We start from the raw sequence: 20,860 nt of genomic DNA, 5'->3' as shown, positions 1-20,860 counted from the left end.
TTAGGCGATAAGACATAAGGAAAAACTGATGTTTTTAATTATTTTGCTTAAGTCGCTGGTGATTGGGGGGCTGGTCGGCGTGGGCGTCGGCGCAGGTGCCGCGCGCATGTTCCATGCGCCAACCTCTCAGGGCATGGGCGCATTTCGAACACTGGGCGAACTTAACTCCTGTGAAGGCGATCCTGCCTCTCACTTCTCCTTTGGCCTCGGCTTCTTCTTTAACGCATGGGCCTCCTCGGTGGCCGCCGGTTCTTTTACGCAGGATGTGGATCACCGCATTATCCCTAACTGGGGCGCGGCCGCGCTCATGATCAAAAACCGCAACGTCGCTGAAACGCTACACGACCCGAAAAAAATGGCGATTGCCTGCGGCCTTATCGGCATGTTTGTGGTGGCCTTCCTGAACTCAACCGCTTCGGCGGTGCCGGAAGCGCTACAGGTCACGGCAGTCAAGGTACTGGTTCCGGCCGCTAATTTGCTGGTGAATACGGTCATGCCGGTGATCTTCTGGCTGGCAGCGATTGATGCCGGAAAAAAATCAGGCTTTTGGGCCACGATTTTTGGCGGGCTGGCGCAGCTGATTATGGGCAACGCCGTGCCAGGCCTGGTGCTGGGCATTCTGATTGGCAAAGGCGTGGAAGAAAGCGGCTGGAACAAAGTCACCAAAGTCATGATGGTCTCGATTGTTCTGCTGTTTGTGCTGAGCGGTTTTTTCCGCGGCTTCGATATCAAACTGCTGGAATCATTCCATGCGGGCGTGCCGGGCTGGCTTGAGATGATCCATAACAGCCTGAGCGGCAAATAACCGGGAGCATACGATGAACGAGACTAAAAGTGGATTTTGGTACGCCGACTGGTCCTTCCCGATCTTTGTTGGCCTGCTTTCCGCCGGTGTATTCGCCGGTACCCATATGTATTACCTGTATGGCATCGGCGCTTTTAACGAAGTTGCCTTTGTTTCCATGCTGCGCGCCGGGATGGAAACCGGCGCCTACGGCGCGGTAGCCGCCTTTGGCGCCAGCTTTCTGTTTGCACGCATTATCGAAGGCTCGCTGGTGGGCATTCTGGATATCGGCGGTGCGATTCAGACCGGCGTTGGGCTGGGCGTTCCGGCGCTGCTGCTGGGCGCAGGCATTATCTTTCCGGTGGCGAACTTTGCCGCTTCGCTGGTGACCGGCCTGATTATCGGCGTGGCGATTGGCTATGTCATTATTCTGGCGCGTAAATTCACCATCAACCAGAGCGACTCTACCTACGGCGCAGATGTGATGATGGGAGCAGGCAACGCCTCCGGGCGCTTCCTCGGACCGTTAATTATCCTCTCTGCGATGGGTGCCTCTATTCCTATCGGTCTCGGTTCGCTGATCGGCGCGCTGCTGTTTTACCTGTGGAATAAGCCGATTACCGGCGGCGCGATCCTTGGCGCAATGGTGCTGGGCGCTATTTTTCCGGTGGCGCTGTAAACCACAGCGGGCTTGCTGCCCAGGCCGGCCCGCCAGAAGGAGTTGTTATGTTCGATTTGATTATTCGTCGCGCCCGTCTGGTGGATGAGCGGCTGGTCGATATCGCTATCCAGGACGGGAAAATTGCCGCCATTGGTGAGGTAACCGCGCCAGCAAAAGATGAGCGGCTACTGGATGGCAGTGTTTATCTCAGCGCAGGCTGGATTGATTCGCACGTTCACTGTTATCCCAAATCACCGATTTATTATGATGAGGCGGACAGCATCGGCGTCGCGACTGGCGTGACCACCGTGGTGGATGCGGGCAGCACCGGCGCGGATGATGTCGACGATCTCCGGCAGCTAACCCGTGAAGCGCGAACGCAGGTCTATGCGCTGCTTAATATCGCCCGTACCGGCATCGTCACGCAAAACGAGCTGGCCGATCTTAGCCAGATCGATAAGCCCGCCGTGCACGCTGCGCTACAGCGCCTGCCTGGTTTTATTGTCGGCATCAAGGCGCGTATCAGCAGCAGCGTGGTGGGAGAAAACGGCATCCGGCCGCTGCAGCTGGCAAAAGAGATCCAGCAGGAGAATGGTGATCTGCCGCTGATGGTGCATATCGGCAATAACCCGCCGAATCTGGACGATATCGCCGGGCTGCTGACCGCAGGGGACATTATTACCCACTGCTATAACGGCAAGCCGAACCGCATTTTGACGCCAGAAGGCGAGCTGCGACAGGCGGTGAAAAAAGCGCTGCAGCGTGGCGTACGGCTGGATGTCGGCCACGGCAGCGCCAGCTTCAGCTTTGAAGTAGCGCGGCGCGCCATCGCGCAGGGCATTCTGCCCGATACCATCAGCTCTGATATTTATTGCCGTAATCGGATCGAGGGACCGGTGAAGAGCCTGGCGCACGTTATGTCGAAGTTTCTCAGTATTGGCATGACGCTGCCGCAGATAATCGACTGTGTGACCTGGAAAGCGGCAGAGGGGCTGCGTCTGGCGCATAAAGGGCGACTGGAACCCGGTTTCGATGCCGATCTTACCCTGTTTACGCTGAGCCACGAGGCGCGCCCGCTGCTGGATTCAGAAGGCGAAACCGTACAGGGAGCGCAGCATTTCACCCCGCTGGCGGCGGTCGTTGCTGGTCAGTGGATGGTTACCGATGAAGGGAAAGCAAAAAATGTCTTCAATTTATGAGAAATATCATCTGAAACAGGTGATCAACGCCTCCGGGCGTATGACGATTCTTGGCGTCTCCACGCCATCGGCAGACGTAGTGGATACAGTGAAATATGGCCTGAACCACTATTTTGAAATGAAGGATCTGGTGGATAAAACCGGTGCCTGGATCGCCAGACTACTCGGTGCGGAAAATGCGCTGGTGGTCTCCTGTGCTTCTGCGGGGATCGCCCAGTCGGTAGCGGCGGTGATTGTGAAGGATAACGCCTGGCTACTGGAGAATTTGCACGCCGCGCCGCTTACGGTGCCGCACGATATCGTGTTGCCAAAAGGACATAACGTTAACTTTGGCGCGCCGGTGGGCACCATGGTGGCGCTGGGCGGCGGTCGTCTGGTAGAGGCAGGATATGCCAATGAATGCTCCGCAGAGCAGCTTTCTGCGGCGATAACGCCCCAAACGGCAGCCATTTTGTATATCAAATCACATCACTGCGTGCAGAAAAGCCATCTGAGCGTGGAGCAGGCGGCAGTGGTGGCGCGTAAACATAATGTCCCGCTGATTGTTGATGCGGCAGCGGAAGAAGATCTCCAGCGCTACTACCAGTGCGGTGCGGATCTGGTGATCTACAGCGGCGCAAAAGCGATCGAAGGGCCGACCAGCGGCCTGGTGGTCGGGAAACAGCAGTATGTTGAGTGGGTTAAGCGCCAGTCATCAGGCATTGGTCGGGCGATGAAAGTGGGAAAAGAGGGCATTCTTGGCCTGACGCAGGCCATCGAAAACTATCTGACGCAGGAAAAAGAGAGCGGTGCGCAGATGGTGGAAAAAATGACGCCTTTTATCGACAACCTGAACACGCTGAATGGCGTTAACGCCCGGGTGGTCTGGGATGCCGCCGGACGCGATATTGCCCGTGCCGAGATCCATTTTGACGAGGCGGCTATCGGACAGACCACCGGCGAGCTGGTACAGGCGCTGAAAAATGGCGCGGTCGCAATCTATTTTCGTGGCTACAAGGCCAATGAAGGCATCGTTGAAGCTGACGTACGCAGCGTAACGCCGGCGCAGCTGAACACCATTTATCTGAGCATTAAAGCTTTACTTACAGGAGAGAAACAAGCATGACGCTGACGCCAAACTTTTATCACCACCGGGTTTGCCTGAACGTTCTGGCAGGATCAAAAGATAACGCCCGGGCCATTTGGCAGGCGGCCGAAGGCCATGTGCTGGTTGGCGTATTATCGAAAAATTACGCCAGCGTGGAGCGTGCCGTCGACGATATGCGTCAGTATGCCGCGCTGATTGATAATGCGCTTTCCGTTGGGCTGGGCGCGGGCGACCCGCGTCAGTCGGCGATGGTCAGCGAGATCTCTGGTGAAGTACAGCCGCAGCATGTTAATCAGGTATTTACCGGCGTAGCAACCAGCCGCGCGCTGCTGGGGCAGCAACAAACCGTGGTCAACGGCCTGGTATCGCCCACCGGAACGCCGGGGAAAGTTAAAATTTCCACCGGACCACTCAGCGCCCAGGCGCCAGATGCGATCGTGCCGGTTGAAACCGCCATCGCCATGCTGAAAGATATGGGCGGCAGCTCGATAAAATATTTCCCTATGGGCGGCCTGAAGGCGAGAGATGAGTTTACTGCAGTGGCGCAGGCCTGTGCCGAGCACGATTTCTGGCTGGAGCCGACCGGCGGTATCGATCTGGACAACTATGAGGCGATTTTACAGATTGCGCTGGATGCGGGCGTCAGCAAAATTATTCCGCATATTTACAGTTCTATTATCGATCAAGGCTCTGGCGATACGCGACCTGAAGATGTCAAAACGCTACTGGCGATAACCAAAAGGCTGGTGGGCTAACGCCCGGCAGGAGCAGCGCAACGGCATACTGATTCAGGATAATCTTATGCGAAAACAGCTGATTGTCGCCTTATCTGTGGCATTGTTTGGCGTTGCGCCGCTGGCTGCGGCAACCCCTTTTGCGTTTACAGGAACTTATCAGCCGCACGGGACGCTGACCCTGATCGAGCGTCTCCGGACGCGTAGCGACTTGACGCTGTCCGAAGATGGCAAAACGCGCTATGTGCTTAACCAGCACAGCGACAACCTTACGCGTTTTTATATTGATAGCAGCAGCGGAATGCTGCGTTTTAGTGATGACTACACTGCCATTGGTGCGCCGTTCCAGATGGTGATTGTGCCATGATGATACGTTAATTTACGTAGCCAACAGGGGGAGAGCTGCCGTGAGATTTCCGAACCAGCGACTGGCTCAATTATTTGATACGTTGCAAAAAGAGACGCTGCCGCAGGATGAGCTGGCGCGCCGTTTTGCGGTTTCCACGCGCACGGTGCGTACCGATATTAATATGCTTAACGAGATGCTGGCCGATCACGGTGCGCTGTTTGTGCTCTGTCGCGGCGAAGGCTATCAGCTGCGTATTCTCGATCCGGTGCGCTATCAGCGCCTGACGCAGCAGTCGCCGGCGCATTTGCGCATTCCCCGTACCTCAACAGAGCGCATTCATTATCTGCTGACGCGTTTTCTGACGTCGGCCTGGGCGATCAAGCTCGAAGATCTGGCGGAAGAGTGGTTTGTCAGCCGCGCCACGCTGCAAAGCGATATGGCGGAAGTCAGGGAGTGGCTCAGCCGCTATCAGCTTACCATTGAGGCGCGCCCGCGCTACGGCATGAAGCTGTTCGGCAGTGAAATGGCGATTCGTACCTGCCTGACCGATCTGCTCTATCAGATTGCGCAGGAAAATAGTGAAAACCCGCTTTTGCAGATGGAAGCGCTCAACAGCGGTGTGCTGCTGACGCTTCAGCCGCTGCTGTTGCAGTGCTTTGCGCGTTTTAATATCCGTATGACCGACGAGGGCGAACTTTACCTGCGTCTTTACTGTGCCGTTGCGGTGCGCCGCATCAGCGAAGGCTATCCGCTTTCCGATTTCAGCGCCGATGAGGTGGAGAGCGATGTGCAGGCGGCGGCGCGCCATATCATTAACCTGATGCGCCCGATTACCGGTAAAGTTATTGCGCCTGCAGAAGAGGCCTGGCTGCGTCTGAATATCGCCGCCCGACGGGTAGAAGAGATCGCGCCCAGCGCTATCAGCGCCGACGATGGCGATTCGCTGGTGAATTACATCCTTAGCTATATCAACACCCACTACAACTATAACCTGCAAAACGACCAGCAGCTGCGTGCCGATCTGCTTACGCATATCAAAACCATGATCACCCGCGTCCGCTATCAAATCACTATTCCCAATCCGCTGTTAACCAATATCAAGCAGCACTATCCGATGGCGTATGACGTGACGCTGGCGGCCGTTTCCAGCTGGAGTAAATATACGCCGTATGTGATCAGTGAAAACGAGATCGGTTTTCTGGTGCTGCATATCGGCGTTGGCCTGGAGCGTCACTATAACGTGGGCTATCAGCGTCATCCTCAAGTCATGCTGGTATGCGATACCGGCAATTCAACCGTACGCATGATTCAGGCGATGCTGCTGCGTAAATATCCCCAAATCGTTGTCACGCGCATCATTTCGCTGCGTGAATATGAGATGCAGGAGAGTATTGAAGAGGATTTTGTTATCTCCACCGTGCGGTTAAGCGAGAAGGGCAAGCCAATAGTGGTGATGTCACCTTTCCCCACCGATTATCAACTGGAGCAGCTGGGAAAACAGGTGCTGGTGGATCGCACGAAACCTTACATGCTGGAGCGATTTTTCGACGCGCGTCACTTTTGCATTATCGATCGGCCGATGGAGCAGGCACAGCTGTTTCGCCAGCTGTGCCTGCAGCTGGAGCAGGAGGGCTTCGTGGACGCGAGCTTTTATCCTTCCGTTGAGGAGCGCGAAGCGATTCTCAGTACCATGCTGGGCGAGGGGATTGCGCTGCCGCACTCGCTGGGCCTGCTGGCGAAAAAAAGCGTGGTCTATACCGTATTAGCGCCGCAGGGCATCATCTGGGGAGAAGAAACCGCCTATGTGATTTTCCTGTTAGCCATCAGCAAGGATGACTATGAAGAGGCGATGGCGATCTACGATCTGTTTGTGACCTTTATGCGCGAGCGCGCCATGACGCGCCTGCGCGACAGCAGCGACTTCGCCAGCTTTAAAAGCGTGGCGCTGGACTGTTTAAGTCGCCTGTAAGCGATACCTGTTCAGCCCTGTTTGCCGCGATATAAAGCAAAAACCCCGCCGAAGCGGGGTTTTGTAAAGAGTGAAGCTGACCGGTAAGCCGGGTTCTGTCTTGGACAGTCATTCATCTAGGCCAGAAATCGCTCACTGGCTCAAGCAGCCTACCCGGGTTCAGTACGGGCCGTACCTTGTGAACCCCTATTTGGCCTTGCTCCGGGTGGAGTTTACCGTGCCACGAACTGTTGCCAGACGCGCGGTGCGCTCTTACCGCACCCTTTCACCCTTACCTGTGCTCACGAATGAGCCATCGGCGGTTTGCTCTCTGTTGCACTGGTCGTAGGCTTGCGCCTCCCAGGCGTTACCTGGCACCCTGCCCTATGGAGCCCGGACTTTCCTCCCCTCTGCCCGTCTCCCCCGAAAGGGGACGGCGACAAAGCGGCGACTGTCTGGTCAGCTTCGGCGCGGATAATAGGGCATTCTGAACGTTTTGTCATCCTTCTTGCTGTTCGAGTGCATATTTATACAGCGCGTTCTTTTTCACGCCGTGAATTTCCGCCGTCAGCGCCGCCGCTTTTTTTAACGGCAGCTCTTTTTGCAGCAGCGCCAGGGTGCGCAATGCTTCGATCGGCAGCGCCTCTTCATCGGCATGATGCCCTTCGACAACCAGCACCATTTCGCCTTTACGCCGGTTCTCATCCTCTTCAATCCACGCCAGCAGCTCCGCTACCGGCGCACCGTGAATCGATTCCCAGGTTTTGGTGATCTCACGCGCCAGCACCACATAGCGATCTGCCCCCAGTTCGCTGATCATATCGCGCAGGCTATCAAGCAGACGATGGGTTGATTCATAAAAAATCAGCGTACGTGGTTCCTGAGCCAGAGCGCGTAGCGTATCGCAACGCGCTTTGCTTTTGGCCGGTAAAAAGCCTTCATAACAAAAGCGGTCGGAGGGCAAACCGGCAGCGCTCAGCGCGGCGATCGCGGCGCAGGCACCCGGCAGCGGTACCACGCGGATACCGGCTTCGCGACAGCGGCGCACCAGATGATAGCCGGGATCGTTGATTAATGGCGTACCGGCGTCGGAGACCAGCGCTATGCTCTGGCCTTCCTGCAGTTTCGTCAGCAACAGCTCCGCTTTTTGCTGCTCATTATGATCGTGTAATGCGAACAGTCGCGCATTGATGGCGAAATGTTGTAGCAACAGTCCGGTATGACGTGTATCTTCCGCAGCCACCAGATCGACGCTTGTAAGCACCGCCAGCGCCCGCTGGGTGATGTCGCCCAGATTGCCTATTGGGGTGGGTACAATATAGAGCGTGCTGGCAGAAATCTCTGCCCGATCGTGTTGTTTCATTGTTTCATCCGAATTGCCGATTTAATATTGAGCATCCTGAAAAAAACTTACTGGATACAGTATGCTTCCTTCAAAAGTCGTTCGAAAAAAAGCAGGGCGCTTTGTGCCTGTTCTCCTGGCTGGGCTGATCTTAGCAGCCTGTACCGGCCAGACGCCGCAGGCTCCCTCGGTAAATATTCAGGGACCGGCAACGGGCACATCCAGCTACTACCTGCAGCAGGTGCAGCAAAGCCCAGATGATAACAAGGCTGACTGGCAATTACTTGCGATACGTGCACTGCTTAACGAAGGGAAGTATCCCCAGGCATACCAGCAAATTAATCAGCTGCCGCAGCAGCTGAGCGACACGCAGCGTCAGGAGCTACAGTTGCTTACCGCCCAGCTGCGTCTTGGCAATCAGGATATCCCCAGCGCGCAGGCGATACTGGCGAAGCTTGATCCCTCAATCCTGTCGAAAGATCAGCAGCAACGCTACTACGGCCTGAAAATTGCCGCTAACCAGGGACGACCGTCGTTGGATCTGGTGCGCATGCTGATTGCGCAGGAGCCGCTGTTAACCGACAAAGCGCATCAGGATAATATCGATGCCACCTGGCAGACGCTGACGCAGCTGCCGCCAGAGGAGATGAACAGCCTGGCGATTAACGCGGATGAAAATACGCTGCAGGGCTGGCTCGATCTGCTCAACGTGTACAAGGCGAATCGTACCGAGCCCGATATGCTGAAAGCGGGGATTAGCGACTGGCAGATACGCTACCCGCAAAACCCGGCGGCAAAAACGCTGCCTACGGCGCTCGGCCAGGTGCAGAACTTCCAGCCCGCCTCCACTAATAAAATCGCGCTGCTGCTGCCGCTGAGCGGCCAGGCGCAGGTTTTTGCCAGCGCAATCCAGAAAGGTTTTAACGATGCGAAAAACGGCCTGCTGAATGCACCACCGGCGCCTGCCGTTGGCAGTGCGCAAAATCCGGTTGCGTTATCCAACGATGGCGCGCAGAGCGCTGAACCGGCAGCCGGCGATGCTGCAACGCAGAACGCAGATGCGGTTGTCAGTCCCTCCGCCGCGCCTGGCGACAGCGCAGCCAGCACCGAAACAGCACCGCCTGCCGCGCAGCCTGCGGCCAGCGTCACCACCGCCCCGGCCAGCAACGCCGAGGTAAAAGTGTATGACACCAGCTCGCAGCCGATTCAGCAGGTATTGGCGCAGGCGCAGCAGGATGGCGCGACACTGGTGATTGGACCGTTGCTGAAGGATAAGGTGCAGCAGCTGGCGGATTCCTCCACGCCGTTGAATGTGCTGGCGCTTAATGAGCCGGAAAAAATCCAGAACCATCCGAATCTTTGCTACTTTGCGCTTTCTCCTGAAGACGAGGCGCGAGATGCTGCGCATCATATTTGGCAACAGGGCAAACGCATGCCGTTATTGCTGGTGCCGCGTAGCTCGCTGGGCGATCGCGTCAGCAAAGCATTTGCACAGGAGTGGCAAACGCTGGGCGGCGGTACGGTGCAGCAGCAGGGGTTCGGCTCCTCAGCTGAGCTGAAGCAGGGCATCAACAGCGGCGCAGGCATCAGCCTGAGCGGTACGCCGGTGACGCCAGCGGCAAGCGAACCGCAGGGCATTACTATTGCTGGCCTGACGATCCCGGCACCACAGAGCAGCACGCAGCCTGAGGCTACAGCCAGCGGCGGCGCGGTGGATGCGGTTTATATCGTGGCCACTCAGAGCGAACTGCAACTGATTAAGCCGATGATCGCCATGCGCATCAGCAGCCGCAACAATGTTGCGCTCTATGCCAGCTCGCGCAGCTTCCAGGCCGGTGCCGGTCCTGATTTCCGTCTGGAAATGGAAGGGCTACAGTTTAGCGACATTCCGCTGCTGTCGGGCGCGAATCCAGGGCTGATGCAGCAGGCAGCGCGCAGCTTTAATAATGATTACTCGCTGGTTCGCCTGTATGCGATGGGCATTGATGCCTGGACGCTGGCTAACCACTTTAGCGAAATGCGTCAGATGCCCGGTTTCCGTATTGATGGCAACACCGGTCAATTGAGCGCCACGGATGATTGCGTTATCAACAGGAAGTTGACATGGAGCCAGTATCGTCAGGGGCAGGTGGTCCCGGCCAGCTAAGCCGTCAGCAACAAGGCGCGCGCTATGAACGCATAGCGCGCCGTTATCTGGAGCAGGCGGGGTTGGTATTTGTCGCCGCCAACGTGCGATATCGTGTTGGCGAGCTGGATTTAATTATGCGTGACGGGCGACAGTGGGTGTTTGTCGAGGTACGCTATCGTCGCGACGCGCATTTTGGCGGCGCGGCCGTCAGCGTAACCTGGCGCAAGCAGCAAAAACTGTTACGCAGCGCCGCCCTGTGGCTGGCGGCGCGCAACGCCAGTTTTGATACGGTAGAGTGTCGTTTCGACATCGTCGCCATTACCGGGCAGCAGCTAACCTGGCTGCCCGATGCGTTTCAAGCCCACATTTAGAACCAGGTGGTAGTGTGCTGGAAAGAATAAAAGCCTGTTTTACGGAAAGTATACAGACCCAGATAGCCGCTGCGGAGGCGTTACCCGATGCCATTTCCCGTGCGGCAATGACCATAGTGCAATCGCTGTTGAACGGCAACAAGATCCTCTGCTGCGGCAACGGCACTTCGGCGGCAAATGCCCAGCATTTTGCCGCCAGCATGATTAACCGTTATGAAGCAGAGCGTCCCAGCCTGCCGGCGCTGGCACTAAGCGCGGACAATATCCTGCTGACGGCGATTGGCGACGATCGTCTGCACGTCGAGGTTTATGCTAAACAGGTCCGGGCGTTAGGCCAGACGGGGGACGTGCTGCTGGCGATCTCTACGCGTGGCAACAGTCGCGATATCGTTAAGGCGGTAGAAGCGGCGGTCACACGCGATATGACCATCATTGCCCTGACCGGCTATGATGGCGGCGAGCTGGCTGGACTGCTGGGCCCGCAGGATGTGGAGATCCGCATTCCATCACACAGAAGCGCCAGGATTCATGAAATGCATATGCTTACCGTGAACTGCCTGTGTGATTTGATCGATAACACTCTGTTTCCTCATCAGGAATAAACAAGGAGATGTAATGAAGGCATTATCTGCACTGGCAGTGATCTTTGCTGCCCTGTTATTACAGGGCTGTGCCGCCGTTGTGGTGGGCAGCGCGGCGGTAGCGACCAAAAGCGCAACCGATCCGCGTACCGTAGGAACCCAGGTAGATGACAGTACGCTGGAGCTGCGCGTCAGCAACGCGCTGGCGAAAGATCAGCAAATCAAGAAAGAGGCGCATATCGTGGCCACCGCTTATCAGGGCAAAGTGCTGCTGACCGGTCAGGCGCCGAGCGCGGAATTAGCCGATCGCGCGAAGCAGATCACCATGGGGGTTGATGGCGCAGCGGAAGTGTATAACGAAATTCGTCAGGGGCCGAAAGTGACGCTGGGTACCGCCTCTTCCGATACCTGGATCACCACCAAAGTACGTTCACAGCTGCTGGGCAGCGATCAGGTGAAATCTTCCAATGTGAAGGTCACCACTGAAAATGGCGAAGTGTTCCTGCTGGGTCTGGTAACCCAGAGAGAAGCCAGCGCGGCGGCGGATATCGCCAGCCGGGTAAGTGGCGTGAAGCATGTCACTACCGCTTTTACCATTCTGAAATAATCTTGCCGGGGCGGTGTTAGCGTCGCCCCAACTTTCTGCTTAACTCATCAAATCCACTATCAGCGCGCGCAGTGGCGTTTGCGCCTTCAGGCGAATGCTGGTTTCATCGCAGATAAAAGCGCCATCGCCGCAGCCCAACGCTTCCTGTTCGCCATTTGCCGACATCGCCTGAAATTCACCATGAATCGACTGTAGCCAGGCGCGCGAGCCTTGCAGCGGCTGATGCCATTCCTGACCAGGTTCCAGCGTGATCTGATGGATCCAGACCTGCTGGCGCACCTGCAGGCTGCTGTTCTCGCCATCGGGCGAGGCGAGTAGCTGGTGGGGTTGATTTAACGCCAGCGGCAGCTGCTGCACCACGGGATTTTCACGTTGCGGACAAGCGTCCAGCCAGAGCTGAATCCGGGTCAGCGGCGCATCGCGGTTCACGTTTTGCTCGCTCCAGGTGACGCCAGGCTGCGTCGCCAGCAGCAGAGCATCGCCTGCGCTGGCGCGGCAATAATTGCCTTCACTATCGCGATATTCCGCTTCGCCCTGCAGGATCAGGTTAAGGATATCCACGCGTGGATAAGTGCGCGGCTGGAAGGCGGCGCCGGGCGCGAGGACTTCCTGATTCAGTACCCGCAACGAGGCATAACCCAGAAGTTTTGGATCAAAATAGTGGCCAAAGGAAAATGTATAACGCGCCTGCAGCCAGCCGTAATCGGCCTGACCGCACTGTTTCGCAGTACGTGGTTTCATCATTGTAGATTACCTCTCCAGCGCTGGTTTATATCGCCAGGTCATCTGTCAGGTTTCTATGGTAAATATCTGGACGGCGGATTGTTAGCCAGTTAATCTGCCAGGCATATTCAAAATTACTGACAGAGACGTGTTATGGCAAAAGATCGGGCCCTGACTTTGGAAGCACTACGCGTGATGGACGCTATCGATCGGCGCGGCAGCTTTGCTGCAGCGGCTGACGAACTGGGCCGCGTACCTTCCGCCCTCAGCTACACCATGCAAAAACTGGAAGAAGAGTTAGATGTGGTGTTGTTCGATCGCTCTGGCCACCGCACTAAATTCACTAACGTAGGGCGTATGCTACTGGAGCGCGGGCGGGTGTTGCTGGAAGCAGCCGATAAACTCACCACCGATGCGGAAGCGCTGGCGCGTGGCTGGGAAACTCATCTCACCATCGTTACCGAGGCGCTGGTGCCTACTGAAACGTTATTTCCGCTGGTGGAAAAGCTATCGGAAAAAGCGAATACGCAAATGTCGTTAATTACCGAGGTGCTGGCAGGTGCCTGGGAACGGCTGGAGCAGGGACGGGCCGATATTGTTGTGGCGCCGGATCTGCACTTTCGTGCCTCCGCCGAGATCAACACCCGCAAACTCTATAGCATTATGAGCGTGATTGTCGCCAGCCCGGATCATCCGATTCATCAGGAACCGGAGCCGCTTTCTGAAACAACACGCGTGAAATATCGCGGGATAGCGGTAGCGGATACCGCCCGTGAAAGGCCGGTTCTGACGGTACAGCTGCTGGATAAGCAGCAGCGCCTGACGCTCAGCAGCATGGATGATAAGCGCCGCGCCTTGCTGGCGGGCTTAGGTGTGGCAAGCATGCCTTATCCGCTGGTGGAGCAGGATATCGCCGAAGGCCGTCTGCGCGTGGTTAGCCCTGAAACCACCAGTGAAATTGATATTATCATGGCCTGGCGGCGCGACAGCATGGGCGAGGCTAAAGCCTGGTGCCTGCGTGAAATCCCGCGCCTGCTGGCCAAAAAAGGGTAACCAGAGCGCCTCGCGAAATAGTTACCCCGGAAATCGCCATCTGGCAGGCGAGCGGTCATTAACCTTACCCCAGCTGCCAGTCAGGAAAAGCGTTCGTCGCGCCCGTGCGGCTCATCCCAGTCAAAAGCGGGCCCTGTGGAGATCACGCCGCTGGGGTTAATAGTTTTATGGCTGCAATAGTAGTGATGGCGGATATGTTGCAGGTTAACCGTCCCGGCAATGCCCGGCATCTGCCAGATATCGCGTAAAAAGCCGTTCAGATTGAGATAGTCGCCGATACGATGCCTGTCGCATTTAAAATGGGTAACGTACACCGGATCGAAGCGCACCAGCGTGGTCCACAACCGAAGATCCGCTTCGGTAAGCTGATTTCCGGTCAGCCAGCGATGCTGACCCAGGATCTGCTCCAGACGATTTAACGAGCGAAACAGCGCCTCTACAGCTTCGTCATACGCTGCCTGTGAAGTGGCAAAACCCGATTTATAGACGCCATTATTCACCGTATCGTAGATCCAGCCGTTCAGCTCATCGATCTCCGCACGCAGTTCAACGGGATAGTAATCCCCGGCGCGTGCGCCGACAGCGTCAAAAGCGGTGTTAAACATACGGATAATATCGGCAGATTCATTGCTGACAATGGTCTGCTGCTGTTTATCCCACAGCACGGGCACCGTTACCCGACCGCTATAGTCTGCATCGGCATGCTGATAAAGCTGATAAAGAAAGTCATGCTGATAAAGCGTATCGCCGGTGGCCGCCGGGAAATCGGTAGCGAACGTCCAGCCATTTTCCAGCATCAGCGGATGTACCACCGAAACGGAAATCATCTGCTCCAGCCCTTTTAACTGACGCATCAACAGCGTGCGATGCGCCCACGGGCAGGCAAGGGATACATAGAGATGATAGCGATCGCGCTCGGCAGTAAATCCCGCTTTTCCCGTTGGTCCCGCGCTACCATCAGCGGTAACCCAGTTACGAAACGCGGACTCGGAGCGCTTAAAGCGGCCGCCGTTTGATTTAGTGTCGTACCAGGTATCCTGCCAGACGCCATCAACCAGTTGTCCCATAAAGCCTCCAAAATCAAAGGGGCGAGAATGCACCATTCTCGCCCGTTGAGAGTTAAGTATAGCCAGCGCTTACCACTTTTTACCAGGCAGGCGGTCGATGCTGTAAGCGCCCGGACCGCTGATCCCCAGCAGCAGGAAGCCACCCGCGATCGACAGGTTTTTCATGAACATAATTGCGTTAACGCCCTCAGCGAAATTGCTGTGGAACAGGAAAGCGGTCAACACCGTAAAAACTGCGGTAAACAGTGCGGTAAAGCGCGTGAGAAAACCGATCATAATTGCCAGCCCACCGCCCAGCTCAAGCAGGATAACCAACGGCAGAATAAACGCCGGTACGCCCATCGCCTGCATATACTGCGCGGTACCATCATAGCCAGTGACTTTACCCCAGCCAGACACGATAAACAGGATCGGCAGTAGAATCCGTGCTACCAGCAGGCCAATATCTTCGAATTTTTTCATGATGTTCCCCAGCGTTGTTTTTTCTCAGGCCAAAAGCGCCTGAGCAAGTATTTAGTGTGATTGCAGGCGATTACGCGCTGCTCTCGGTAACTGAGGAGGATAATAAGTGGGCGGGGAAAGATTTGTAAGCAAGATAAACTGTCAAAGAGGTTCAATAAAATTGATACTGATTGCCTGCGGGTCGGCAGGCAATCAAAGGAAGCGCTATTTCTTACGCGGCAGATTGGATTTTATCAGTCGCAAGGTGCTCCATAAGCCCAGACCACGCTTCGCCCAACGCATCAAAAAGTTGGGGTTACGTACCGACCAGATCGCTAATGCACTGCTACCGATAGCCAGATAGCTACGCAGACTAAGCAGCGTCATCCAACCGCGATCGTAACGGGCGGTTTCCAACAGCCATTCACGGCGCGCCAGACTAAGATCGAGGCGCTGCTGGTGAATAGTTATTAGCAGATCCGCTTTACGTCGTTCACGGTCAGCACGCGTCATGGGTGGCGGTCCTCCAACATTTGACGGTCAGAAGAGAGCTCTTTCCGTGTATGGTGAAGCAGCGTGGATTTACGTGACTTACGTAGCGTCCAGAGGCCAAAAAACAGCGCCAGCACAAACAGAACGCAAGTTGTAATACCAATGACCATCAGGCGATACTGCGCGTCAACCGCCCAGATAATCAACACCATCAGGCTCATCAGACCAAACGCGGTAAACAGCATAGTCAGGCCAATCATCAACAGCATCTGTATCAGATTAGCCTTTTCCTCTTCCAGCTCGACCACAGCAAGGCGTACACGGGTTTCTACCATGCTAACCAGCGTAGTGACGAGACGCTGTCCGATGTTTATGACCCCTTTGCCCGGGCCGTGGCTCTGCTGAGAATCGGCCATAATTAACGACGCGAAATCAGCATGCCGATGGCCAGCCCGATGGCTGCGCCAATCCCTACGCCGTGCCAGGGATTTTCACGCACGTAATCATCAGCGTGGCTCACCGCTTCACGGGTTGTCTGCGACAGGCGGTCGCCGGTTTCACCGAGACGCAGGCGCGACTCATCCAGCGCGGCACGCGCTTTGCTACGCAGTTTATCCATTTCTGATTTTGATTTATCGGTGGAATGGCTAAGCACTTCTTCCAGCGTATCCGCCAGATTCTTTAGCTCGGCGCGCAGGTGTTCTGACGTAGTATCTTTTGACATGAAACACTCCTTTATTCTCAGGCAATGTACGCTGTAAATGGGTTACCAGGGAGCAGACTGAAGCGCTTTAAGCTCTTCGCGTTCTTCCTGTAATTTTCGTTGGCGTTTAGCGATTTTTTCCTTATCGCCATCTTCTTCGGCATCTTTTAAATCTTGCTCTCGCTCTGCCACTTCCCGCTTTTTCGCGTTGATGTTTTCCTGATGAGCCGCTTTGAGCTTTTCATCAGTGCAGCTGGCGCGGACTTCCGTCAGAGCGCGCTCAAGACCGTTCACCCGGCGTTGATTATCATGTTGTTTAGCAACTGCGATCTCATGCTCAATGTTTTTCTCTTTCTGCAAACAGAGTACGCCAGCGGCGTGGGTAAAGCCGGAAAGGGAAAAAAGAGCCAGAAAAAGCGAGGTACGAAATTTCATCCGATCATGACCTTCCATTGTTAAATTCAGCCGTTTCCTGTGAACGGTAAAGATGCAGCAGCTATAAGGCTGGCAGCCATGCCGCCTCATAACCTTTTGTAAGAATAGACACTCTTTCCGGAAAGCTCAAAAGTGTTGAGGAAGAAAGCCTGTTTTGGGAACAGGAATGACGCTGTGGAACGGGGTTAACCTACAGATTGCGGGCGCAGCGAGATCTTATTCAGCCAGCCGCCGCTGTTTTCCATCTGAGCGATATCAAACCCATGCGGCAGAATTTTAAGCAGGGCACGCTGTGCCGCCAGGCTCTGTTCCTGCGACTCAAAGCGCAAAACCAGCGAATCCTGGGCGGGCGTAATGCTTTTTACCTGAATCCCCTGGGCGTTAAGCCGCTGCCAGACATAAAATCCATCCGGCAAGGTCACGCCCTGTTCGGCAGCGCGAATTTGCAGGGCGTTCTCATGGCGAAACAGGGCCGGTACCAGCGCAAAGGTAATGATCGCCAGTAATCCAACCAGCAGCCAGCGCAGCGGCTGGCGTAAAAGAGGCTGTAACCATTGCATTATGGTTGACCTTTTTGCTTGCCGTTACTGTTCCGTTTACGCCACAGTACCACCAGCGAGCCTACCAGCCCAAACACCAGCAGCACCAGCGGCAACAGCATCAGGCAGAACATCAGTTCATCTTCATAGCGGCGGAAGATCGGCGTTTTACCCAGCGCAAAGCCCATCACCGTCAGGATCAACACCCACAAAAAGCCGCTCATCCAGTTAAAGAACTGAAAGCGCGCGTTGCTCAGACCGGAAAGGCCGGCGATGGTGGGCAGCAGCGTACGAACGAAAGCGATAAAGCGACCAATTAACAGCGCAGAGAGGCCGTGGCGGTGAAACAGCTGATGGGCGCGCTGATGATATTGCGCAGGCAAATGGGATAGCCAGTTTTGCACCGTAGGCGTATTGCCCAGCCATCGCCCCTGAATATAGCTAACCCAGCAGCCAAGGCTGGCTGCGGTGGTAAGGATAAACAGGGTAAGCGGAAAATTCATTGTGCCTTTGGCTATCAGCACGCCCACCAGAATAAGCAGGCTGTCGCCGGGAAGAAAGGCTGCGGGAAGCAGGCCATTCTCCAGAAACAGAATCATAAACAGTACGCCATAAATTGCCCAGACCAGCGTCGGATCGGCCAGGGTCTCAAAATCTTGTTGCCATAATGCTTGCAACAGCGCTTTTAAAATATCCATTCATTGTTCCTGAACTTCATTGTTAACACTGGCTCATCGATAAAGAGGCCGGGAGGGCGGATGGGTCGTTTTTGTTAATTGTAGTCGCCGCTACCGCAGGCCAGGTAATCGCCTTTTTGCCTGGATGGCTGATAAAAAACGATGCATTCTTCTTTCCCGCCGCGAAAGGGTAAGAAAAGGTGGATAACTGTAACAAAATCCACCCTGACGAGACAGGGAAAGTTACCACTGACTAAAAGTTTTACCGTTGAAAATCACTGGCTGAAAGGAGCTTTACACTGGCTGACACTAAAGTAAATTAGCTGACTTTAGACGCTTTGTTAGCCAAAGCGTCTGTTTTTAGCGGGAAGAGGAGGTATCGGGCAGGATAACCGGGTTTTCGGCAAACATATAACGGTCAACGTTGAACTCAAAATCGTCGGTTGTGGCGTTAAATAACATCTGGCGGGTATTTTCCAGATGCTGCCACATCGCCAGCTTGGCGGCGGCCGGATCTTTACGCATTAACGCTTTCAGAATCATATCGTGGTCGTTGCACCAGCTGCCAATAGCGCGTTCATCTATATGTTCATGCAGCTTTAGCCAGTAAGGATTATGCGTGCGGTGCAGCCACATTTTTTCCACAATCGCCGCCAGCGCGCTATTTTGCGTCGCCATGGCGATTTGTACATGAAAACGCATATCCCATTCGGAATCGCGAAAGCGATCTTCTTTGCGCGCCTCCTGCTGGATCTCCATAAGCTGCACAATGTCCTGCCTGGTCACACGCGTCGCGGCGAATTCCGCCACGTTACTTTCAATAAGCTGACGCGCCTGTAGCAGTTCAAAAGGGCCGAAATTCGCAAACTCCAGCTGGCTGTTGGTGATAATGCGCGGGTTCTGCTGGCTGGAAATAACATGAATGCCGGAACCCTTGCGCACTTCCACGTAGCCTTCCACCTCCAGCATAATGATCGCCTCACGCACCACGGTGCGGCTGACCTGCATCTCTTCAGCGATTAAACGTTCTGCTGGTAGCTTATCGCCAACCTGATACTGCCCCGATTCAATGCGATTTTTTAGCTCTGAGGCCAGCTGTTGATAAAGACGACGCGGTTCGCTGATTTCCATAATCCATTTCCTGCTGGTGTGTTCTGTAAGTTGTTATACCACTTAGCGGCATGAAGGCCAATCACTCCAGAGGGTAAGAAGAGGGAAATGCGTTGTTGGTCAACCAAGAAAGAAGGGGAGAACAGAGAGGCGCGCATCTGGCGATGCACGCCCTGAAGCAACTAACTACGTACCGGCTCGGCAGCAGGCGCGGCAGGCGTCTGCGCCAGTTCGGCGGCCGGTTTGTTTTTCAGCACTGTCCAAATCACTAACGCACCCAGCAGATCGAATACCGCCAGCGCAGCAAACAGCGGGCTGAAGCCCAGCGTATCGGCCAGCGCGCCAACCACCAGCGCAAACATGGTGCTGGCGGTCCAGGCGGCCATGCCGGTCAGCCCGTTGGCTGTAGCCACCTCATTACGACCAAACACATCAGAAGAGAGCGTAATCAGCGCGCCGGAAAGCGCCTGATGTGCAAAGCCGCCGACGCACAGCAGGGCAATCGCCACGTAGGGACTGGTAAACAGGCCAATGGTGCCGGGCGCTATCATCAATACCGCGCCCATTGTTACTACCAGCTTGCGTGAAACAATCAGGTTAACGCCAAACAGCCGTTGAAATAGCGGAGGCAGGTAGCCGCCAACAATGCAGCCGAGATCGGCAAACAGCATCGGCATCCAGGCAAACATGGCGATCTCTTTCAGATTAAAGCCGTAGGTTTTGAACATAAACAGCGGGATCCAGGCATTGAAGGTGCCCCAGGCGGGTTCCGCCAGGAAGCGAGGCAGGGCAATGCCCCAGAACTGGCGGTTACGCAGGATCTGGCCGGCGCTCATTTTTTTGCCGTTGTCGAGCTGATGGTGCGATTCCTGACCGGAAAGAATATAGTCGCGCTCGCTATCACTGAGTTTTTTCTGCTGCCTGGGATGTTTATAAAATACCAGCCAGCAAAGCGCCCAGATCAGGCTGAGGACGCCGGTAATAATAAACGCCATTTGCCAGCTATGGGCGACGATAGCCCATACCACCAGCGGCGGCGCAACCATTGCGCCAATCGAGGAGCCAACATTGAAATAGCCCACCGCAATAGAGCGCTCTTTTGCCGGAAACCATTCGCTGCTGGCTTTCAGGCCGGCGGGGATCATGGCCGCTTCGGCGGCACCCACGGCGGCACGCGCAATCGCCAGACCGCCCCAGCTGTTTGCCAGTGCGGTTGCGGCGCAGAAGATTGCCCACATAATCGCAAACACGGCATAGCCGACCTTGGTGCCAAGGATATCGAGAATGTAACCGGCCACCGGCTGCATAACGGTATAGCAGGCAGAGTAGGCGGCTACGATATAAGAGTATTGCTGCGTGGTGATATGAAGCTGTGCCTCAAGCGTTGGCGCTGCTACGGCAATGGCGTTACGTGTCAGGTAACCCAGCACGGTACCGATGGTCACCAGACCGATCATATACCAGCGTAGCCCTTTTATTTTACGCATGTCATACCTCTTCCAGTTCTGTTTGCGGCTGTGCCGCTGTTGTTTTTTATTGCGGGTCTGCCGCGGTCAACTGCGTACAGAAAGCATCCGTGAGCAAGACCTTGCCTTTGCCCTTTTCCATTCCTTACCTGTGAGAGAAATTTCTGCTCATCAAAATCTGACCGGCAGACGATAACTTGTCATACCGATTTAAAAGTTGAATGCCATCACAAAACCCATTTTTGCAATGTGGGATACTCAAACCCAAGAAATGTCAGGTGATTACTGGCTTGCAAGGCAGTTGGCCGTCAACCAACGGGCGCGACGTTGTCTGATATGTGAGCTGTATCGCAAAATAATCGC

24 protein-coding genes and 1 other RNA gene are annotated in these 20,860 nt (G+C 55.3%); 12 read left to right on the top strand and 13 right to left on the bottom strand.

Annotated elements, in window-relative coordinates:
• Window positions 1-28: 28 nt before the first annotated feature.
• The 7 genes from ACQE3Y_RS13355 to ACQE3Y_RS13325 are packed head-to-tail and all read left to right on the top strand — an operon-like array spanning window position 29 to window position 6,783.
• Window positions 29-805, top strand: a complete 777-nt coding sequence (locus ACQE3Y_RS13355; RefSeq protein ID WP_085069922.1) for a DUF4311 domain-containing protein — start codon at window positions 29-31, stop codon at window positions 803-805.
• 13 nt (window positions 806-818) lie between these two features.
• A complete protein-coding gene (locus ACQE3Y_RS13350; RefSeq protein WP_426981871.1) occupies window positions 819-1,463 on the top strand; it encodes a DUF4310 family protein in 645 nt (214 codons plus the stop codon).
• Window positions 1,464-1,510: 47 nt separating this feature from the next.
• A complete protein-coding gene (locus tag ACQE3Y_RS13345; RefSeq protein WP_426981870.1) occupies window positions 1,511-2,644 on the top strand; it encodes an amidohydrolase/deacetylase family metallohydrolase in 1,134 nt (377 codons plus the stop codon).
• Window positions 2,628-3,749: a DgaE family pyridoxal phosphate-dependent ammonia lyase gene (locus tag ACQE3Y_RS13340; RefSeq protein ID WP_426973296.1), complete on the top strand. Its 1,122-nt coding sequence runs from the start codon at window positions 2,628-2,630 to the stop codon at window positions 3,747-3,749. The genes ACQE3Y_RS13345 and ACQE3Y_RS13340 overlap by 17 nt, the downstream gene beginning before the upstream one ends.
• Window positions 3,746-4,486, top strand: coding sequence for a 2-dehydro-3-deoxy-phosphogluconate aldolase (gene dagF, locus ACQE3Y_RS13335; RefSeq protein WP_426973298.1), 741 nt, complete (start codon window positions 3,746-3,748; stop codon window positions 4,484-4,486). The genes ACQE3Y_RS13340 and dagF overlap by 4 nt, the downstream gene beginning before the upstream one ends.
• A 46-nt stretch (window positions 4,487-4,532) precedes the next feature.
• Window positions 4,533-4,832: a beta-propeller fold lactonase family protein gene (locus ACQE3Y_RS13330; protein ID WP_426973299.1), complete on the top strand. Its 300-nt coding sequence runs from the start codon at window positions 4,533-4,535 to the stop codon at window positions 4,830-4,832.
• Between the two features lie 40 nt (window positions 4,833-4,872).
• Window positions 4,873-6,783, top strand: a complete 1,911-nt coding sequence (locus ACQE3Y_RS13325; protein ID WP_426981869.1) for a BglG family transcription antiterminator — start codon at window positions 4,873-4,875, stop codon at window positions 6,781-6,783.
• 68 nt (window positions 6,784-6,851) lie between these two features.
• On the opposite strand, the gene rnpB is transcribed toward ACQE3Y_RS13325, so the two are convergent.
• Window positions 6,852-7,229, bottom strand: an RNA gene (gene rnpB, locus ACQE3Y_RS13320) — RNase P RNA component class A.
• A 32-nt stretch (window positions 7,230-7,261) separates the two neighbouring features.
• A complete protein-coding gene (gene rsmI, locus ACQE3Y_RS13315) occupies window positions 7,262-8,125 on the bottom strand; it encodes a 16S rRNA (cytidine(1402)-2'-O)-methyltransferase (RefSeq protein WP_426973302.1) in 864 nt (287 codons plus the stop codon).
• A 61-nt stretch (window positions 8,126-8,186) separates the two neighbouring features.
• Here rsmI and ACQE3Y_RS13310 point away from each other — a divergent pair, with 61 nt between their 5' ends.
• The 4 genes from ACQE3Y_RS13310 to dolP are packed head-to-tail and all read left to right on the top strand — an operon-like array spanning window position 8,187 to window position 11,791.
• Window positions 8,187-10,250, top strand: coding sequence for a penicillin-binding protein activator (locus ACQE3Y_RS13310; RefSeq protein WP_426973303.1), 2,064 nt, complete (start codon window positions 8,187-8,189; stop codon window positions 10,248-10,250).
• Window positions 10,208-10,603: a YraN family protein gene (locus ACQE3Y_RS13305; protein ID WP_250650936.1), complete on the top strand. Its 396-nt coding sequence runs from the start codon at window positions 10,208-10,210 to the stop codon at window positions 10,601-10,603. Before ACQE3Y_RS13310 ends, ACQE3Y_RS13305 begins: the two co-directional genes overlap by 43 nt.
• A 14-nt stretch (window positions 10,604-10,617) precedes the next feature.
• On the top strand, window positions 10,618-11,205 hold the full coding sequence (diaA, locus tag ACQE3Y_RS13300) for a DnaA initiator-associating protein DiaA (RefSeq protein WP_426973305.1): 588 nt from the start codon (window positions 10,618-10,620) through the stop codon (window positions 11,203-11,205).
• Window positions 11,206-11,218: 13 nt separating this feature from the next.
• Window positions 11,219-11,791 (top strand): division/outer membrane stress-associated lipid-binding lipoprotein, encoded by a 573-nt coding sequence (gene dolP / locus ACQE3Y_RS13295; RefSeq protein WP_426973306.1) that lies wholly within the window; start codon window positions 11,219-11,221, stop codon window positions 11,789-11,791.
• A 39-nt stretch (window positions 11,792-11,830) separates the two neighbouring features.
• Here dolP and ACQE3Y_RS13290 read toward each other — a convergent pair whose 3' ends face one another.
• On the bottom strand, window positions 11,831-12,535 hold the full coding sequence (locus tag ACQE3Y_RS13290) for a pirin family protein (RefSeq protein WP_426973308.1): 705 nt from the start codon (window positions 12,533-12,535) through the stop codon (window positions 11,831-11,833).
• 132 nt (window positions 12,536-12,667) lie between these two features.
• Between ACQE3Y_RS13290 and ACQE3Y_RS13285 the strand changes: the two genes are divergently transcribed.
• Window positions 12,668-13,567, top strand: a complete 900-nt coding sequence (locus tag ACQE3Y_RS13285; protein ID WP_085069943.1) for a LysR family transcriptional regulator — start codon at window positions 12,668-12,670, stop codon at window positions 13,565-13,567.
• 80 nt (window positions 13,568-13,647) lie between these two features.
• Here the strand turns inward: ACQE3Y_RS13285 and ACQE3Y_RS13280 are convergent, their stop codons facing one another.
• The 10 genes from ACQE3Y_RS13280 to ACQE3Y_RS13235 all read right to left on the bottom strand — a co-directional run bounded on the left by ACQE3Y_RS13280 (window position 13,648) and on the right by ACQE3Y_RS13235 (window position 20,518).
• Window positions 13,648-14,634: a glutathione S-transferase family protein gene (locus ACQE3Y_RS13280; protein WP_426973310.1), complete on the bottom strand. Its 987-nt coding sequence runs from the start codon at window positions 14,632-14,634 to the stop codon at window positions 13,648-13,650.
• Between the two features lie 69 nt (window positions 14,635-14,703).
• The gene (locus ACQE3Y_RS13275; RefSeq protein ID WP_426981868.1) at window positions 14,704-15,096 is read right to left on the bottom strand and encodes a DoxX family protein; all 393 of its coding nucleotides are present in this window, start codon (window positions 15,094-15,096) and stop codon (window positions 14,704-14,706) included.
• A 204-nt stretch (window positions 15,097-15,300) separates the two neighbouring features.
• The gene (locus ACQE3Y_RS13270) at window positions 15,301-15,588 is read right to left on the bottom strand and encodes a YqjK-like family protein (RefSeq protein ID WP_426973313.1); all 288 of its coding nucleotides are present in this window, start codon (window positions 15,586-15,588) and stop codon (window positions 15,301-15,303) included.
• Window positions 15,585-15,983, bottom strand: coding sequence for a phage holin family protein (locus ACQE3Y_RS13265; RefSeq protein ID WP_250650930.1), 399 nt, complete (start codon window positions 15,981-15,983; stop codon window positions 15,585-15,587). Before ACQE3Y_RS13265 ends, ACQE3Y_RS13270 begins: the two co-directional genes overlap by 4 nt.
• 2 nt (window positions 15,984-15,985) lie before the next feature.
• Window positions 15,986-16,291 (bottom strand): DUF883 family protein, encoded by a 306-nt coding sequence (locus ACQE3Y_RS13260; protein ID WP_085069951.1) that lies wholly within the window; start codon window positions 16,289-16,291, stop codon window positions 15,986-15,988.
• Between the two features lie 42 nt (window positions 16,292-16,333).
• Window positions 16,334-16,705 carry a DUF1090 domain-containing protein gene (locus ACQE3Y_RS13255; protein ID WP_157130164.1) on the bottom strand — a complete coding sequence of 124 codons (372 nt, stop codon included), beginning with the start codon at window positions 16,703-16,705 and terminating at the stop codon, window positions 16,334-16,336.
• 185 nt (window positions 16,706-16,890) lie between these two features.
• Window positions 16,891-17,265, bottom strand: coding sequence for an EnvZ/OmpR regulon moderator MzrA (gene mzrA, locus ACQE3Y_RS13250; RefSeq protein WP_085069955.1), 375 nt, complete (start codon window positions 17,263-17,265; stop codon window positions 16,891-16,893).
• On the bottom strand, window positions 17,265-17,942 hold the full coding sequence (locus tag ACQE3Y_RS13245; protein ID WP_426973316.1) for a DedA family protein: 678 nt from the start codon (window positions 17,940-17,942) through the stop codon (window positions 17,265-17,267). The genes mzrA and ACQE3Y_RS13245 overlap by 1 nt, the downstream gene beginning before the upstream one ends.
• A 339-nt stretch (window positions 17,943-18,281) precedes the next feature.
• A complete protein-coding gene (exuR, locus tag ACQE3Y_RS13240; protein WP_426973317.1) occupies window positions 18,282-19,052 on the bottom strand; it encodes a transcriptional regulator ExuR in 771 nt (256 codons plus the stop codon).
• A 161-nt stretch (window positions 19,053-19,213) separates the two neighbouring features.
• Window positions 19,214-20,518, bottom strand: a complete 1,305-nt coding sequence (locus tag ACQE3Y_RS13235) for an MFS transporter (protein WP_426973319.1) — start codon at window positions 20,516-20,518, stop codon at window positions 19,214-19,216.
• Between the last annotated feature and the right edge of the window lie 342 nt (window positions 20,519-20,860).

It is taken from the genome of Pantoea sp. FN0305 (assembly GCF_050113845.1).
Lineage (GTDB): Bacteria > Pseudomonadota > Gammaproteobacteria > Enterobacterales > Enterobacteriaceae > Mixta > Mixta alhagi.
This window is presented reverse-complemented; position numbering and strand designations above follow the sequence as displayed.

What these genes read in the sequence shown, in the direction of transcription:
- ACQE3Y_RS13355 (WP_085069922.1), top strand. Translation starts at nt 29, where the DNA reads ATGTTTTTAATTATTTTGCTTAAGTCGCTGGTGATTGGGGGGCTGGTC.
- ACQE3Y_RS13350 (WP_426981871.1), top strand. Translation starts at nt 819, where the DNA reads ATGAACGAGACTAAAAGTGGATTTTGGTACGCCGACTGGTCCTTCCCG.
- ACQE3Y_RS13345 (WP_426981870.1), top strand. Translation starts at nt 1,511, where the DNA reads ATGTTCGATTTGATTATTCGTCGCGCCCGTCTGGTGGATGAGCGGCTG.
- ACQE3Y_RS13340 (WP_426973296.1), top strand. Translation starts at nt 2,628, where the DNA reads ATGTCTTCAATTTATGAGAAATATCATCTGAAACAGGTGATCAACGCC.
- dagF (WP_426973298.1), top strand. Translation starts at nt 3,746, where the DNA reads ATGACGCTGACGCCAAACTTTTATCACCACCGGGTTTGCCTGAACGTT.
- ACQE3Y_RS13330 (WP_426973299.1), top strand. Translation starts at nt 4,533, where the DNA reads ATGCGAAAACAGCTGATTGTCGCCTTATCTGTGGCATTGTTTGGCGTT.
- rsmI (WP_426973302.1), bottom strand. Translation starts at nt 8,125, where the DNA reads ATGAAACAACACGATCGGGCAGAGATTTCTGCCAGCACGCTCTATATT.
- ACQE3Y_RS13310 (WP_426973303.1), top strand. Translation starts at nt 8,187, where the DNA reads ATGCTTCCTTCAAAAGTCGTTCGAAAAAAAGCAGGGCGCTTTGTGCCT.
- ACQE3Y_RS13305 (WP_250650936.1), top strand. Translation starts at nt 10,208, where the DNA reads ATGGAGCCAGTATCGTCAGGGGCAGGTGGTCCCGGCCAGCTAAGCCGT.
- dolP (WP_426973306.1), top strand. Translation starts at nt 11,219, where the DNA reads ATGAAGGCATTATCTGCACTGGCAGTGATCTTTGCTGCCCTGTTATTA.
- ACQE3Y_RS13290 (WP_426973308.1), bottom strand. Translation starts at nt 12,535, where the DNA reads ATGATGAAACCACGTACTGCGAAACAGTGCGGTCAGGCCGATTACGGC.
- ACQE3Y_RS13285 (WP_085069943.1), top strand. Translation starts at nt 12,668, where the DNA reads ATGGCAAAAGATCGGGCCCTGACTTTGGAAGCACTACGCGTGATGGAC.
- ACQE3Y_RS13280 (WP_426973310.1), bottom strand. Translation starts at nt 14,634, where the DNA reads ATGGGACAACTGGTTGATGGCGTCTGGCAGGATACCTGGTACGACACT.
- ACQE3Y_RS13275 (WP_426981868.1), bottom strand. Translation starts at nt 15,096, where the DNA reads ATGAAAAAATTCGAAGATATTGGCCTGCTGGTAGCACGGATTCTACTG.
- ACQE3Y_RS13270 (WP_426973313.1), bottom strand. Translation starts at nt 15,588, where the DNA reads ATGACGCGTGCTGACCGTGAACGACGTAAAGCGGATCTGCTAATAACT.
- ACQE3Y_RS13265 (WP_250650930.1), bottom strand. Translation starts at nt 15,983, where the DNA reads ATGGCCGATTCTCAGCAGAGCCACGGCCCGGGCAAAGGGGTCATAAAC.
- ACQE3Y_RS13260 (WP_085069951.1), bottom strand. Translation starts at nt 16,291, where the DNA reads ATGTCAAAAGATACTACGTCAGAACACCTGCGCGCCGAGCTAAAGAAT.
- ACQE3Y_RS13255 (WP_157130164.1), bottom strand. Translation starts at nt 16,705, where the DNA reads ATGAAATTTCGTACCTCGCTTTTTCTGGCTCTTTTTTCCCTTTCCGGC.
- mzrA (WP_085069955.1), bottom strand. Translation starts at nt 17,265, where the DNA reads ATGCAATGGTTACAGCCTCTTTTACGCCAGCCGCTGCGCTGGCTGCTG.
- ACQE3Y_RS13245 (WP_426973316.1), bottom strand. Translation starts at nt 17,942, where the DNA reads ATGGATATTTTAAAAGCGCTGTTGCAAGCATTATGGCAACAAGATTTT.
- exuR (WP_426973317.1), bottom strand. Translation starts at nt 19,052, where the DNA reads ATGGAAATCAGCGAACCGCGTCGTCTTTATCAACAGCTGGCCTCAGAG.
- ACQE3Y_RS13235 (WP_426973319.1), bottom strand. Translation starts at nt 20,518, where the DNA reads ATGCGTAAAATAAAAGGGCTACGCTGGTATATGATCGGTCTGGTGACC.